Source organism: Acidovorax sp. GW821-FHT09A11 (genome assembly GCF_059418365.1).
In genome coordinates this window covers 69015-82870 of sequence record NZ_JBWKPS010000007.1, presented here as the reverse complement: position 1 = coordinate 82870, position 13856 = coordinate 69015, and the positions used below count along the sequence as shown (strand labels likewise).

Sequence of the window (13856 nt, the reverse complement as noted above, 5' to 3'; positions counted from 1 at the left end):
GGGGCCGTTGGGCTGAAGACACTGCGCTGCATCGATCAACCACCTGCCCACGGACACGACGACCATGACCGTTCTCCCCGCTCCCTTTCGCCATCGCCCCGACCCGTCGCGCGCCGAGGGGGCCCTGCTGGGCCTCGCCGTGCTGCTGCTGGGGCTGGCGTGCCTGGGCCCGGCGCTGCCGGCCAGCACCCACCAGCATGCCTTTGCTGACCAGCGCGCGCTGTGGGGCATCCCTTGCGCGCTGGATGTCCTGAGCAACCTGCCATTCGCCGCCGCCGGCCTGTGGGGGCTGCGGTGGCTGCGGCGCGTGGAGCGCCCGGCCATGGATGCGGCCTCCCGGGTCTTCGCGGCCCTGTTCTTCGCGGGCCTGGTGTGCACGGCCGTGGGCTCCGGCCTGTACCACGCGGTGCCCGACGATGCGGGCCTGCTGTGGGACCGGCTGGGCATGGTGCTGCCTTTCGCGGGCCTGCTGGGCCTGGCGGCGGGTGGCCGGGTGAGCGCCCGGGCGGGCTGGGCCGCCGCAGGCACGGTGTTGCTGGCGGGTCCGGCTGCGGTGCTGTGGTGGTCCACCACCGGCAACCTGCTGCCCTGGGCCGTGGTGCAGCTGGGCGGGATGCTGGTGGTGCTGGCGCTGGCCCTGCTGCCCCGGCGTGCGGGCACGCTGCCGGTGCACCTGGGCGCCGTGATCGCGATGTACGCCGTGGCCAAGCTGTTCGAGGCGGCCGACCATGCCGTGTTCGACGCCACGGCGCAGTGGGTGTCGGGCCACAGCCTCAAGCACGTGCTGGCGGCTGGCGCTGCCTGGCCGGTGCTGATGGCGCTGGATGCGCTGGCGGCTTCGCGCCACAGCCGCGCACCGCGCCCCGCATTTGCCGCCATGTGCGGGCAGAATGGCGCCCACACCATGGGTGTCGCACGCGGGCAGGGCCTCCAGCCCCGGGTGCGCCGGGCCATACCAACACACACAGCAGCCACCGCCGACCCATTGGACACGAGGAGAAACGCATGAACCCCGAGACCACCCCAGCCAGCGTGCCCCAGGCGCCCCACGTGCACTCCGTGCAGCACACGGGCAGCCCGAGCCATGGGCATGAGGACCCGAACCAGTTCGCGCTGCTGCGCCAGCGGCGCTTCGCCCCGTTCTTCTGGACCCAGTTCTCCGGCGCCGCCAACGACAACCTCTTCAAGTTCGCATTCACCGTGATGGTGACGTACCAGCTCAGCGTGTCGTGGCTGCCGCCCGCGATGGCGGGGCTGGTGATCGGCGCGCTGTTCATCCTGCCGTTCCTGCTGTTCTCGGCCACCTCGGGGCAGCTCACCGACAAGTACGACAAGACGCGCATGATCCGCTTCGTGAAGAACCTGGAGATCGCCATCATGCTGGTGGCCGCCTTCGGATTCATCGCGGGCCACGTGCCCGTCCTGCTGCTGTGCACCTTCCTCATGGGCGTGCACTCCACGCTGTTCGGGCCGGTCAAGTTCGCCTACATGCCGCAGGTGCTCAACGAGCGCGAACTCACGGGCGGCAACGGCATGGTCGAGATGGGAACCTTCGTGGCCATCCTGCTGGGCAACGTGGCGGGGGGGCTGCTGGTGGCGCTGCCGGGCATCGGCCACACCACGGTGGCCGTGGCCTGCGTGGTGGCCGCGCTGGCGGGGCGCGCCGTGGCGCAGTTCATTCCCCCGGTGCCGGCCACCGACCCGGGGCTCACGATCAACTGGAACCCCTTCACCGAGACCTGGCGCAACCTCAGGCTCGCGCATGGCAACATCGTGGTGTTCCGCTCGCTGCTGGGCATCAGCTGGATGTGGTTCTTCGGCGCGGTGTTCCTGAGCCAGTTCCCCAGCCTGGCCAAGGAGGTGCTGCACGGCAACGAGCAGGTGGCCTCGCTGCTGCTGGTGGTGTTCTCCATCGGCATCGGCATCGGCTCGCTGCTGTGCGAGGTGCTCTCGCGCCGCCATGTCGAGATCGGCCTGGTGCCCCTGGGCGCCATCGGCATGAGCGTGTTCTCCATCGACCTGTACTTCGCCGCGCGCAGCCTGCCGCCCGCGGAGATCATGGGCCTTGGCACCTTTCTAGCGCAGAGCCAGCACTGGCGCGTGATGCTCGACCTGGCGCTGCTCAGCCTGTTCGCGGGCCTGTACAGCGTGCCCATGTACGCGCTGATCCAGATGCGCAGCCAGCCCACGCACCGCGCGCGCATCATCGCGGCCAACAACATCCTGAACGCGCTGTTCATGATCGCGAGTTCGCTCATCGCGGGCGCCTTGCTGGGCGCCGGTTTCACGGTGCCGCAGATCTTCCTGTTCACCGGCCTGGCCAATGCGGTGGTGGCGTTCTACATCTTCATGCTGGTGCCCGAGTACCTGCTGCGCTTCGTGGCCTGGGTGTCCTCGCGTTTCGTCTACCGCTTCAAGGTGCAGGGCGACGAGAACCTGCCCAGCACGGGCGCGGCCATCCTGGCCTGCAACCACGTGAGCTTTGTGGATGCCGTGCTGCTCATGGCGGCCAGCCCGCGCCCCATCTACTTCGTGATGGACCACCGCATCTTCCGCGTGCCGGTGCTCGGCTGGCTGTTCCGCCTGGCCAAGGCCATCCCCATCGCGCCCTACAAGGAAGACCCCAAGACCTACGAAGCCGCCTTCGACCGCGCCGCGCAGGTGCTGCGCGAAGGCGACCTGCTGGCCATCTTTCCCGAAGGCGGCATCACCAAGGACGGGCAGCTGCAGGAGTTCAAGGGCGGCATCATGAAGATCATCGAGCGTGCCCGCGAAGAGGGCATCGAGGCGCCCGTCATTCCCATGGCGCTGACCAATCTGTGGGGCTCGTACTTCAGCCGCATCGAGCAGGGCGGGGCCATGGTGCGGCCCTTCCGGAGGGGCTTCTACAGCCGCGTGGGCCTGAACGTGGGGCACGCCGTGGCGCCGTCGGACGTGCAGCCTTCGTTGCTGCGTTCGCGCGTGGCGGACCTGCTCGGAGCCTGACCGCCATGGAGCAGGACCGGGTGGAACAGGAAGAGCGCACCGCGCTGGCCCGCAAGATCATGGCCTTTCTGCGGGAGATCGGCCTGGACGTGGCCGAGGACGAGCTTGCCGGCGGCAACAGCTTCCTGCCCGGCGTGCGCATCGCGCGCGGCGGCCTGAGGGTGGACCTGGCGCGGCTGCGGTGGCCCGGCGACCTGCTGCACGAGGCCGGACACCTGGCCGTGGTGCCCGCAGCCCTGCGCGCGGGCATGGACGATGCCCTTGCCGAACTGCCCCCCGTGCCGCACGGCGGCGAGATCGAAGCCACGGCATGGGCCTGGGCCGCCCTGCAGCATCTGCGGCTGCCATCGGCCGTGCTGTTCCACGAAGGGGGCTACCACGGCCACTCGCAGGGCTTGCGCATGACCTTCGAGCTGGGCGTGTATCTGGGCGCTGCCGGGCTGGTGTCGGCGGGCCTCGCGGCATCGCCCGCACAGGCCGCCTCTTCGGGCGTTGCGCCCTATCCGCACCTGCAGGCCTGGCTGCGCGCCTGAGCCGCGATCCTGCCGGCATGGATACATGGGCCGGGAACCGCCCTCGGGCGTTCCGCCTGGCCTGTCGCCGGGTCAGTCTTTGGGCGCACCCCGGCGCGCCGGTGGCTTGGCCCCCGGCGCTGCGTCCCCGCACGAGAGCAGCTTCTCGTAGTTGCGCCGCAGGATCAGCCCTGCGTAGTACACGTGCTCGCGCATCAGCTGCTCGGCACGCACACAGTCGCGCGCGATGACCGCCTCGATGATGCGGTGGTGGTCGCCGTGCGAGCGCAGGATGATGGGATGGTCGTCCCACAGGATGATGCGGTCCGAGGCGAAGGGAATGTTCTGCGCCTGCTCCGCGAAGCGCGTGACCCAGGGGTTGCCCGAGGCTTCCAGCAGCGTGTCGTGGATGGTCACGTTCATCTGCTGGTAGGGCTCGTGGTCTTCGGGCCTCAGTTCTCCCAGGGCCAGGATGCGGTCGCCGTCCGCCAGCGCCCCGCGCAGCCGCTGCGCCTGTTCGGGCGTGAGTCCGCGCATGGCGGCGTTGCGGCAGGCCAGGCCTTCGAGCACCGCGCGCACCTCGTAGGCCGCGACGATCTCCTCCATGTTGAAGCCGCGCACCAGGTAGCCGCGCTTGGGCTGGTGGTCGACCAGCCCCTCGCTGGCCAGGGTGCTCAGGGCGGCGCGCACGGGGGTGCGCGAAACGCCCAGCTTCTCGGCCAGGGGGATTTCCTCCAGCCGCTCGTCGGGCCGTATCTCCCCGTTGAGGATCCAGTTGCGCAGCGTCTCGGTCACGTCCTGGGCCAAAGTTCTCATCCCTGCCGCTCCAGTAGAAATTTTCTTCAAGTATACATGTGCTGCCATTAATGGCATTTTTACGGGTTATCCCTGAGATAAATCAGTAGTCATGTATACATAATTGCCTCGCTTACGCACCATGCGTGATTTTGATCAAGAAGGGCGAGCGTGGATATGGCAAGGGTTGCAAGTGAAGATGGCGGCTGGCTGGGGTTGGCAAACCGCACCGGTGTGGTGACGGGCGCAGGCGGCGGCATCGGCCTGGAGATCGCCGTGCAGCTGCTGGCCGCGGGAGCCCGCGTCGCCTTGCTCGACCGCGATGCACAGCGCCTGGCGGAGATCGCCGGCGGACTGGGCGAGCACCCGGGCCGGGTCCTGCCGATCACCTGCGACGTGACCGACCCGCACAGCGTGCAGGCGGCGGCGGACCAGGTGCAAAAGGCCTGGGGCGCGGTGGATCTGCTGGTCAACAATGCCGCGGCCCTGTACGCCGACGCGCTGATGGACATCGCCGTCGACAAATGGAACCAGCTGCTGTCGGTGAACCTGACCGGCTACCTGCTGTGCGCCCAGGCCTTCGGGCGGCAGATGATCGCCCACGGCGGGGGCTCGATGGTTCACATCGCGTCCATCTCGGCCAGCATTCCGCAGCCCTACAGCGGGGCGTACAGCGTGAGCAAGGCGGGCGTGAAGATGCTGTCGCAGCTGCTGGCCGTCGAGCTGGGCGCGCACGGCGTGCGCAGCAACGTGGTCAGCCCCGCGATGATCCGCACGCCCATGAGCGAGGGCATCTACACGGACCCCGCGGTGCGCCTGCGGCGCGAACAGATCGTGCCCGCCGGCCGCATCAGCACGCCCTCGGACATCGCCGGCGCCGTGCTGTTCCTGTCCAGCGAGCGGGCCAGCTACATCAGCGGCCAGGAATTCCTCGTCGACGGCGGCCTGACGCAGGCCTGGCTGGGCCTGATTCCCCGCCCAGGGTTCGAGAAGAAGGACACGGCCCCACAGCCGGCCGCCTGACGCCATTGCGCTCCCCCGTTACCTCACCCCTCAAAAAAAGGAGACTCTCGTGAAACCAGCCAAGTCCTTGCTCGTGGCCTGCGTGGCCGCACTTTCCACCCTCTGCGCGCAGGCGCAGACCGAACCGGGCCTGACCGACAAGACCATCAAGCTCGGCCTGTTCGGGCCGCTGTCGGGCAACTCCATGGCCTACGGCTTCGACGTGATGAACGCGGCCAAGATGTACTACGACAAGATCAACAAGGACGGCGGCATCCACGGGCGCAAGATCGAACTGGTGGTCGAGGACGACCGCTGCAACGCCAACGACCTGCTGGCCGCCGTGAAGAAGCTCACCGAGCAGGACAAGGTCTTCGCGCTCAACGGGGGCTCCTGCTCTGCCGCCGTGGTGGGCGCGCGCGAGTACGTGGAACGCTCGCAGATCCCCCTGGTGATGCTCAACGCGTCGGGCGATGGTGCCCTGTACCCGCCGTCGAAGTACATCTACGGCGCGTTCTCCATCTCCCAGCGCGCGGTGGGCGGCTCGATGGTGCAGTTCGCCGCCGAGCACCTCAAGGGCAAGAAGATCGGCTACATCAACCACGACGATGCCTATGGCGGGTGGAACCTCGAAGCGGCGGAGTTCCAGGCCAAGCAGCTCGGGGTGGACCTGCAGGTCCAGTCGGTCGCGCCGAACCTGACCGACGTGACCGCGCCGATGCTCAAGATCCGCGCCGCCAACCCCGACGTGCTGCTGATCACCACCTACGCGCGCCCCGTGAGCCTGCTGGTCAAGAAGGCGCAGGAGCTGGGCTGGACCAAACCCATCGTGATCGCCGTCAACGGCACGGCCGACCTCAAGCAGCTGGTCGAGAACGTGGGCAGCAAGGATGCGTTCAAGAACGTCTACCTGCAGGAAGTGATGGCCGACGTGGCCGGCGGCCCCAAGCTCAAGTGGGTCTACGACATGTACAAGGCCTACTACCCCGAGCTGGCCGCCAAGCCAGGCTATCCGCAGACCTACATGCCCTACGGCATCCCGTCGGCGATGACCGTGGTCAACGCGCTCAAGGCCGCGGGCCCGCAGCTCACGCGGGAGAAGTTCCTCACCGCGCTGTCGCAGACCAAGTTCGAGTCGAACGTGATGGCCGGCCCGATCGAGCTCACGCCCACCGACCACGCGGGCCAGAAGTCGGCCATCTACCTCAAGTTCGACGGCACCAACATGACCGCGGTCCCCGGCGCCTACCGCAGCCTCTGGACCTACCAGCCCAAGTAACCAACCAGGAGAAGGGGCCGGTCCACGCCCGCGTGCGGCCGCCCCTCCATCGCCATGAGTTTCAGTGAGATTTGGCTGTTTCTGCAGCAGGGCATCCTTTCCGGCCTGGTGACGGGCAGCGTCTATGCGCTGCTGGCCATCGCCATCGTCGCGATCTTCAAGACCACCGACGTGCCGAACTTCGCCCAGGGCGAGATCTTCATGATCGGCGGCTATGTGGCGCTGTCCCTGCTGCTGATCGCGGGCTGGTCGTACGCCGTGGTCATCCCCGTCACGGTGGTCGCCGTGGCGGTGGGCGCGGCGCTCTTCCAGCGGGTGGTGATGGAGCGGGTGACCCATTCCAAGGGCGTGGGCCCGCAGCTGGTGATCGCCACGCTGGGCCTGGCCTACATGCTCAAGGGCCTGGTGCGCCAGACCGGGCTGGGCGACACGCCGCGCTCGCTGCCGCCCCTGGTCTCCAACGACCCCGTGATCATCGGAGACGCCTTTCTCACGCGGCTCGACGTGGCGATCTTCGCCGCCTCCATCACCGCGATGGTGCTGATCTACCTGATGTTCAACCACACGCGCATCGGCAAGGCGATGCGGGCCGTGGGCATGAACCCGCGCGCCGCGCAGATCGTCGGCATCCGCCTGTCGCGCATCCGCATGATGGTGTGGGCCATGGCGGGCCTGCTGTCCGCGCTGGCCGCCCTGCTCATCACCCCCAAGATCCTCATCACGCCGGACATCGCGCACATCGCGATCCTGGCCTACGCGGCGGCCATCGTGGGCGGCTTCACCAGCCTGCCGGGCGCCGTGCTGGGCGGCCTCGTCATCGGCATCGTCGAGAACCTGGTGGGCCTGTTCATCTCCACCAACGCCATCGTGGTCGCGCCCTTCCTGGCCATCCTGGTCACGCTGATCGTGCGTCCGCAGGGCATCCTGGGCGGCAAGCCCCAAGTCAAGAAAGTATGAAAACCATGACCCGCGATCACTGGGCATTGCTCGCTGCCGCCCTGGTTCTGTTGATCCTTCCCTTCGCCGTGTCGGGCTATGTCCTGTACGTGGTCAACCTGCTGATGGTCTTCGTGGTGCTGGCCCTGGGCATGCACGTCGTGATCGGCGAATCGGGCCAGTTCGCGCTGGCGCACGCCGCGTTCTTCGGCATCGGCATCTACACGGCCGGCATCATCAACACGGCATGGCACCCGCCCTTCGTGCTGTCCGTCCTGGCCGGCGGGGCCCTGTCGGCCGTGCTCGGCTACCTCATCGGCTACCTGGCGCTGCGCATGCGCGACATCTACCTGGCCCTGGCCACATTCGCCTTCGGCGAGGCGATGCAATGGGTCTTCCTCACCTGGGAGCGCGTCACGGGCGGCTCCAACGGCATGAAGATGGATCCGGCCAATCTGTTCGGCTACAGGCTGACCAACGACCTGCAGGCCTACCCCTTCGTGGTGGTGCTGGCGGGGCTGATGCTGTGGCTCACCGTGGCGCTGGCGCGCTCACAGTACGGCTCGTCGCTCAGGGCCGTGCGCGAGAGCGATGTGGCCGCGATGGCCATGGGCATCAACGTCAAGGCCATGAAGCAGAGCGCGTTCGCCATCTCGGCGGCCTTCGCGGGCATCGCCGGGGGCATGTACACGCTGTTCACCTCGTTCATCCACCCGGAGAGCCTGGGCTTCCAGACCACCATCCTGGTGCTCACCATGGTCGTCGTGGGGGGCATGGGCTCGGTGCGCGGCGCGGTGGCCGGCGCCATTGCCTTCGGCCTGATCTCCGAGCTGCTGCGCCAGCTCATGTCGGTGCAGGAAATCATCTATGGCGTGATCCTCATGGGGTTCATGATGTTCATGCCCAAGGGGCTGTTCGCCGACCGCAACCGCCGCGTGGCACGCAAGCCCGCCAAGGGGGTGCAGGCATGAGCACGCGCCCCTTCCTGGAAGTCTCCGGCATCACCGTGCGCTTTGGCGGGCTGGTGGCCGTGAACAGCCTCTCGTTCGACGTGGCGCGCGGCTCGATCCATGCGCTGATCGGCCCCAACGGGGCCGGCAAGTCCACCACCTTCAACTGCATCTCCCGCTACTACCAGCCGACCGAAGGCCGCATCGTTGTGGACGGCGAGGACGTGACGCACCATGCACCTTCGCGCATGGCAGGCATGGGCATCGCGCGCACCTTCCAGAACCTGGAGCTGTTCGGCGACCTGAGCGTGTACGAGAACGTGCTGCTGGGCTGCCACTCGCACAGCGCGAACACGCTGGGCCGGCTGCTGCGCCGCCCCGGCGGCGAGATCCGCGACCTGGTGGACAGCCTCATCGAGCGCGTGGGCCTGACCCACGACCGCGAGACCCGCGCCAAGGAACTCGACTTCGGCCACCAGAAGCTGCTGGAGATCGCCCGCGCCCTGGCGCTCAAGCCGCGCCTGCTGCTGCTGGACGAACCGGCGGCCGGCCTGCGCAATCGGGACATCGAGAACCTGGACCACCTGCTGACCGAACTGGCCCAGAAGGACGGCATCACCGTGCTCCTGGTCGAGCACGTGATGCAGCTGGTGATGTCGATCTCCGACCGCATCACCGTCATGTCCTTCGGCCAGAAGATCGCCGAAGGCACCCCCAAGGAAATCAGCGAGAACCCGACCGTGATCGAAGCCTACCTCGGCAAGGGAGCGGCCCATGCCTGATCCCATGCAGCAACCAAGCCAGGGCGCACTGCTCGAAGTGCGCGGCATCAGCGCCTCCTACGGCGCCATCCAGGCGCTCTCGGGCGTGAGCCTGGCCGTGCCGCAGGGCGCCATCGTGGCCCTGCTGGGCAGCAACGGTGCCGGCAAGAGCAGCACGCTGAACGCGATCTCGCACCTCATCGATCCCACCGCCGGCGAGGTCCACTTCGCCGGCGAGCCCATCCACCGGCAGCCGTCCGACGAGATCGTCCGCAGGGGCCTGGTGCAGGTGCCCGAGGGGCGCGAGGTGTTCAAGGAAATGAGCGTGCGCGAGAACCTGGAGCTGGGCGCCTTCCTGCGCCGTGACCGCGCCGCGATCGCCGAGGACCTGGACAAGGTCTACACCCTGTTTGCGCGGCTCAAGGAACGCTCCGAGCAGCGGGCGGCCACGCTGTCGGGCGGCGAGCAGCAGATGCTGGCGATCGGCCGCGCACTCATGTCCCGCCCGCGGCTGATCATGTTCGACGAGCCTTCGATGGGGCTGTCGCCGCTGCTCGTCGAGCAGATATTCGAGGCGATCCAGCGGCTCAACCGGGAGCAGGGTCTCACCATCCTGCTCGTGGAGCAGGACGTGCGCCTGGCGCTCACGGTGGCCAGCCACGCCTACATCCTGGAAAACGGCGAGATCACGCTGCAGGGCGCGGCGGCCCAGCTCATGGACGACCCGGCCGTGCGCCGGGCCTACCTCGGCGTCTGAACGGCGCCCATTCAGCAGGAGAAATTGGATGGATTTGTTGAAAGGCAAGCTCGCGCTGGTGACCGGCGCCGGCGGGGGACTGGGCTCGGCCATTGCGCTGGGCTTCGCGAACGAGGGCGCCAAGGTGATCTGCGCCGACATCGGTGCGGACAAGGCCGAGGCCACGGCCCGGCGCATCCGCGACGCCGGCGGCGAGGCCTGGAGCGTGGTGCTGGACGTGTGCGACCGGGCCGCCGTCCAGGCCTGCGCCGCGGACCTGCAGGCGCGCATCGGCCCGATCGACGTGCTGATCAACAACGCAGGCATTTCCGGCCGCGCGCGCATCGACGACCCGCACGCGCCCGAGGTGTGGGACCGCCTCATCGACGTGAACCTGCAGGGCCTGTTCAACGTCACGCATGCCTTCGTGCCGGCGTTGAAGAAGACCCGGGGGTGCATCGTGAACCTGTCGTCCATCGTGGCATTCGTGAGCGGCATCTCGTCGGCCGGGTATGTCGCCTCCAAGGGCGCCGTGCGTTCGCTGACCCAGGTGCTGGCCCGCGACCTGGCGCCTTTTGGGGTGCGCGCCAATGCGGTCGCGCCCGGGCTGATGCTGACCGAGATGGTCGCCCCGCAGCTGGCCGTGCCCGGCGGCACGGACTGGTACATGAAGCGCGTGCCCGCGGGCCGCGGCGGCGAGGTCGAGGAAATCGTCGGACCCGTGGTCTTTCTTTCCTCCCACATGGCCAGCTATGTGAATGGTGTGGTGCTGCCCGTCGATGGCGGCTTTCTCTCGGCTTGATCGAAATCTTCGGAAAAAACATGGACGACAACAACAGCAAACCGATTGCCCTGGTCACCGGCGGGGCCGGTGGAATGGGCCTGGCCACCGTCGAACGCCTGGCCCGCGACGGCTACGCCGTGGTGATGGTGGACCGCGATGAAGCCCTGGCGCAGCGCGAGACCGGCCGTTTGAAGGGCCTGGGCCTGGATGTGCAGTGCCGCGTGCTCGACCTGACGGACGAAGCGGCCGTGCGTGGCCTGGTGCAGTCCCTGCCCCCGGTGCGCGCTCTGGTCAACAACGCCGGCATCTTCGACGAGCGCAAGTTCCTGGAGGTGAGCAACGACGACTTCCGCCGTGCCTACGAGGTCAACCTCATCGCCGTGGCCACGCTCACACAGGAAGTAGCCAAGACCATGCCCGAGGGCGGCCGCATCGTGAACATCGCTTCGCGCGCGTACCTGGGGGCGAAGAACCACCCGCACTACGTGGCCTCCAAGGCGGCCGTGGTGGGCTACACGCGCGCCAGTGCCATGGAACTGGCGCCGCGCGGCATCCTGGTCAACGCGATCGCGCCGGGGCTGATCGACACGCCCATCCTGCGCGCGCTCACGCCCGAGCGGCTGGCGGCGCAGCTCGCGCTGCAGCCCACGGGCAAGGCTGGCAGTCCGCAAGACATCGCCCAGGCGGTGGCCTTCCTCGTGTCGCCGCAGACGGGCTTCATCACCGGGCAGGTGCTGTTCGTCGATGGCGGCAAGTCGCTGGGCGGGTCGGGCGCATGACGGCGCCGCATTGGGACGCCGAGTACGACGTCGTCGTCATCGGTGCGGGCGCGGGCGGCATGGCCGCCGCGCTGACCGCGAAGATCGAAGGCTGCAGCGTGCTGCTGGTGGAGAAGACCGACCGCGTGGGCGGCTCCACCGCCGTGTCCGGCGGGGCCGTGTGGGCGCCGCTCAATGCGCAGTCGGCGCAGGTGGGCCACCCCGACAGCTTCGAGAAGGTCTGGACCTATCTGCGCAACACGGTGGGCGATGCCGCGCCGGCAGGGATGCAGCAGGCCTTCGTGCGCCACGGCGCCGGCATGGTCGACTACCTGGAGAAGCACACCGCGGTGCGGCTGGTCGCGCGCAGCTACTCGCCCGACTACTACCCCGACCGCGAGGGCGCGGCCTTCGGCGGCCGCTCGCTCGACCCGGCGATGTTCGACGGGCGTGAACTGGGCGCGCATTTCAAGGAACTGCGCGATCCCCTGCCCGAATTCATGGTGCTGGGCGGGATGATGGTGACCATGACCGATGCCAAGCACCTGCTGGCGGTCACGCGCTCGTTCACGTCCTGGCGCGAAGGCATGAAGCTCGTACTGCGCTATTTTTCCGACCGGCTGCGCGGCTACCACCGTGGCACGCGCCTGGTGCTGGGCAATGCGCTGGCGGCCCGGCTTTTCAAGAGCGTGATCGACCGTGGCATCGACTACTGGCTGGACACAGCGGTGCAGAAGCTGGACGTGTCCCATGGCGCGGTGGTGGGCATCTCGCTGGTGCGCGCGGGCAAGCCGGTGCAGGTGCGGGCACGCCGCGGCGTGGTGGTGGCCACGGGGGGATTCCCCTGGAGCGAGGAACTGCGCAGTGCGCACTACCCCGCGCCGACGGGGCCCTGGTCCATGTCGCCGCAGGGCAACCGGGGCGAGGGCATCGCGCTGGCGCGCCAGGCGGGTGCCACGCTGGGGCAAGGCCACACCAGTCCGGCGTTCTGGGCCCCGGTCTCCGTGCTGCAGCGGCCCGATGGCTCGGTCGTGCGCTACCCGCACCTGGTGTGGGACCGCGCCAAGCCCGGCCTCATGGCCGTGAACGGGGCCGGCCAGCGCTTCGTCAACGAAGCGACCTCGTACCACGAGTTCGTGCGGGCGATGTACCGCTCCCACGCCACGGTGCCCACGCTGCCGGCCTACCTGGTCTGCGACAGCGACTTCATGGAGCAATGGGGCATGGGCCTGGCGTTGCCGGGCGGGCGGCCGCGCGATCACCTCGTCAAGGCCGGCTACCTGGTGAAGGCGCCGACACTGCGGGCGCTCGGCGATGCCCTGGGCATCGGCGGCGCCGCGCTGCAGGCCACGGCCGAGCGCTTCAACGCGCAGGCCGACCAGGGGCGCGACGACGACTTCGGCAAGGGCAGCACCGAATACAACCGCTACCTGGGCGACGCGGCGCACCAGCCCAACCCCTGCATCGGTGCCTTGCGCCAGGGACCGTTCTATGCCGTGAAGGTGTTCGCTGGCGACATCGGCACCGCCGTGGGCATTGCCTGCAACGAGGATGCCCAGGCGCTCGATGCGGCCGGCCAACCCATTGAGGGCCTGTACGTGGCGGGCAACGACATGCATTCGGTGATGGGGGGCGAGTACCCCGCGCCCGGCATCACCCTGGGGCCGGCTCTGACCTTCGGGTGGATCGCCGGCCGACAGCTTGCGCAGGCTGCGCCTTCCCATCCATGAACCGGTGAACTTCCATGCAGATCTACTTCTCTCCGTTCTCCCCCTACGTGCGCAAGTGCCTGGTGACGGCGCACGAGCTGGGCCTCAGCGACCGCGTGCAGCTGCTGCCGTCCAACGCCAATCCGGTGCAGCGCGACCGGGACATCATCGCCAGGAACCCGCTGGGCAAGGTGCCGACCTTCATCACCGATGAGGGCGCCGTGCTGTACGACAGCCGCGTCATCTGCGAATACCTCGACGAGATCGGCAACGGAACGCTGTTTCCCCGCAGTGGCGATGCGCGCTGGAATGCGCTGACGCTGCAGGCGCTCGGAGACGGCATCCTCGACGGCGCGCTGATCGCCCGCTATGAGGACGTGGCGCGGCCCGAGCCGCTGCGCTGGCCAGAGTGGCGCGCCGCGCAGCTGGACAAGGCCGAGACTTCGCTGGCCCATCTGTCCGCGAACCCCGCACTCATCGCGCCGCAGCGGCTGGACATCGGCACGCTCACGGTGGCCTGTGCGCTGTGGTACCTGGATCTCAGGTTTGCGGACTTCGGATGGCGCCAGCGCCATCCCGCCGTTGCGGCCTGGTACGAGGCATTTTCAAAGCGTCCATCATTGCAGGCGAGCTGGGCGCTGTGATCCGG

The 13856-nt window shown here is 68.4% G+C and carries 14 protein-coding genes; 13 read left to right on the top strand and 1 reads right to left on the bottom strand.

Annotated features, from left to right (window positions below; genetic code table 11):
* Positions 1-64 precede the first annotated feature (64 nt).
* The 3 genes from AC07PV_RS18300 to AC07PV_RS18290 are packed head-to-tail and all read left to right on the top strand — an operon-like array spanning position 65 to position 3518.
* The gene (locus AC07PV_RS18300; protein WP_494630988.1) at positions 65-1009 is read left to right on the top strand and encodes a hypothetical protein; all 945 of its coding nucleotides are present in this window, start codon (positions 65-67) and stop codon (positions 1007-1009) included.
* Positions 1006-2985 carry an MFS transporter gene (locus AC07PV_RS18295; protein WP_494630987.1) on the top strand — a complete coding sequence of 660 codons (1980 nt, stop codon included), beginning with the start codon at positions 1006-1008 and terminating at the stop codon, positions 2983-2985. The genes AC07PV_RS18300 and AC07PV_RS18295 overlap by 4 nt, the downstream gene beginning before the upstream one ends.
* A 5-nt stretch (positions 2986-2990) precedes the next feature.
* Complete coding sequence (locus AC07PV_RS18290) at positions 2991-3518, top strand: hypothetical protein (protein ID WP_255591620.1); 528 nt, start codon at positions 2991-2993, stop codon at positions 3516-3518.
* 72 nt (positions 3519-3590) lie between these two features.
* On the opposite strand, the gene AC07PV_RS18285 is transcribed toward AC07PV_RS18290, so the two are convergent.
* A complete protein-coding gene (locus AC07PV_RS18285) occupies positions 3591-4313 on the bottom strand; it encodes a GntR family transcriptional regulator (RefSeq protein ID WP_218296864.1) in 723 nt (240 codons plus the stop codon).
* A 156-nt stretch (positions 4314-4469) separates the two neighbouring features.
* Here AC07PV_RS18285 and AC07PV_RS18280 point away from each other — a divergent pair, with 156 nt between their 5' ends.
* From AC07PV_RS18280 to AC07PV_RS18235, 10 genes are read left to right on the top strand one after another with little or no spacing between them, the layout of a single operon-like run.
* The gene (locus AC07PV_RS18280) at positions 4470-5315 is read left to right on the top strand and encodes an SDR family NAD(P)-dependent oxidoreductase (protein ID WP_218296865.1); all 846 of its coding nucleotides are present in this window, start codon (positions 4470-4472) and stop codon (positions 5313-5315) included.
* Positions 5316-5364: 49 nt separating this feature from the next.
* The gene (locus AC07PV_RS18275) at positions 5365-6573 is read left to right on the top strand and encodes an ABC transporter substrate-binding protein (protein WP_494630986.1); all 1209 of its coding nucleotides are present in this window, start codon (positions 5365-5367) and stop codon (positions 6571-6573) included.
* 54 nt (positions 6574-6627) lie between these two features.
* Positions 6628-7530 carry a branched-chain amino acid ABC transporter permease gene (locus AC07PV_RS18270; protein ID WP_218296867.1) on the top strand — a complete coding sequence of 301 codons (903 nt, stop codon included), beginning with the start codon at positions 6628-6630 and terminating at the stop codon, positions 7528-7530.
* A gap of 5 nt (positions 7531-7535) precedes the next feature.
* Positions 7536-8480, top strand: coding sequence for a branched-chain amino acid ABC transporter permease (locus tag AC07PV_RS18265; RefSeq protein WP_218341269.1), 945 nt, complete (start codon positions 7536-7538; stop codon positions 8478-8480).
* Positions 8477-9241, top strand: a complete 765-nt coding sequence (locus AC07PV_RS18260; RefSeq protein WP_218296869.1) for an ABC transporter ATP-binding protein — start codon at positions 8477-8479, stop codon at positions 9239-9241. Before AC07PV_RS18265 ends, AC07PV_RS18260 begins: the two co-directional genes overlap by 4 nt.
* On the top strand, positions 9234-9977 hold the full coding sequence (locus tag AC07PV_RS18255) for an ABC transporter ATP-binding protein (protein ID WP_255591621.1): 744 nt from the start codon (positions 9234-9236) through the stop codon (positions 9975-9977). Before AC07PV_RS18260 ends, AC07PV_RS18255 begins: the two co-directional genes overlap by 8 nt.
* A gap of 28 nt (positions 9978-10005) precedes the next feature.
* Positions 10006-10758 (top strand): SDR family NAD(P)-dependent oxidoreductase, encoded by a 753-nt coding sequence (locus AC07PV_RS18250; protein WP_218296870.1) that lies wholly within the window; start codon positions 10006-10008, stop codon positions 10756-10758.
* Between the two features lie 20 nt (positions 10759-10778).
* Complete coding sequence (locus AC07PV_RS18245; protein ID WP_218384871.1) at positions 10779-11519, top strand: SDR family NAD(P)-dependent oxidoreductase; 741 nt, start codon at positions 10779-10781, stop codon at positions 11517-11519.
* Entirely contained in the window at positions 11516-13228 is a 1713-nt protein-coding gene (locus AC07PV_RS18240; protein ID WP_494630985.1) for an FAD-dependent oxidoreductase, read from the top strand. The genes AC07PV_RS18245 and AC07PV_RS18240 overlap by 4 nt, the downstream gene beginning before the upstream one ends.
* Before the next feature lie 14 nt (positions 13229-13242).
* Positions 13243-13851 carry a glutathione S-transferase gene (locus tag AC07PV_RS18235; RefSeq protein ID WP_218296873.1) on the top strand — a complete coding sequence of 203 codons (609 nt, stop codon included), beginning with the start codon at positions 13243-13245 and terminating at the stop codon, positions 13849-13851.
* The last annotated feature ends 5 nt before the right edge of the window (positions 13852-13856 follow it).

Bases quoted from the DNA above. Each gene is read 5' to 3' on its own strand.
- AC07PV_RS18300 (WP_494630988.1), top strand. From the start codon at position 65: ATGACCGTTCTCCCCGCTCCCTTTCGCCATCGCCCCGACCCGTCGCGC.
- AC07PV_RS18295 (WP_494630987.1), top strand. From the start codon at position 1,006: ATGAACCCCGAGACCACCCCAGCCAGCGTGCCCCAGGCGCCCCACGTG.
- AC07PV_RS18290 (WP_255591620.1), top strand. From the start codon at position 2,991: ATGGAGCAGGACCGGGTGGAACAGGAAGAGCGCACCGCGCTGGCCCGC.
- AC07PV_RS18285 (WP_218296864.1), bottom strand. From the start codon at position 4,313: ATGAGAACTTTGGCCCAGGACGTGACCGAGACGCTGCGCAACTGGATC.
- AC07PV_RS18280 (WP_218296865.1), top strand. From the start codon at position 4,470: ATGGCAAGGGTTGCAAGTGAAGATGGCGGCTGGCTGGGGTTGGCAAAC.
- AC07PV_RS18270 (WP_218296867.1), top strand. From the start codon at position 6,628: ATGAGTTTCAGTGAGATTTGGCTGTTTCTGCAGCAGGGCATCCTTTCC.
- AC07PV_RS18265 (WP_218341269.1), top strand. From the start codon at position 7,536: ATGACCCGCGATCACTGGGCATTGCTCGCTGCCGCCCTGGTTCTGTTG.
- AC07PV_RS18260 (WP_218296869.1), top strand. From the start codon at position 8,477: ATGAGCACGCGCCCCTTCCTGGAAGTCTCCGGCATCACCGTGCGCTTT.
- AC07PV_RS18255 (WP_255591621.1), top strand. From the start codon at position 9,234: ATGCCTGATCCCATGCAGCAACCAAGCCAGGGCGCACTGCTCGAAGTG.
- AC07PV_RS18250 (WP_218296870.1), top strand. From the start codon at position 10,006: ATGGATTTGTTGAAAGGCAAGCTCGCGCTGGTGACCGGCGCCGGCGGG.
- AC07PV_RS18245 (WP_218384871.1), top strand. From the start codon at position 10,779: ATGGACGACAACAACAGCAAACCGATTGCCCTGGTCACCGGCGGGGCC.
- AC07PV_RS18240 (WP_494630985.1), top strand. From the start codon at position 11,516: ATGACGGCGCCGCATTGGGACGCCGAGTACGACGTCGTCGTCATCGGT.
- AC07PV_RS18235 (WP_218296873.1), top strand. From the start codon at position 13,243: ATGCAGATCTACTTCTCTCCGTTCTCCCCCTACGTGCGCAAGTGCCTG.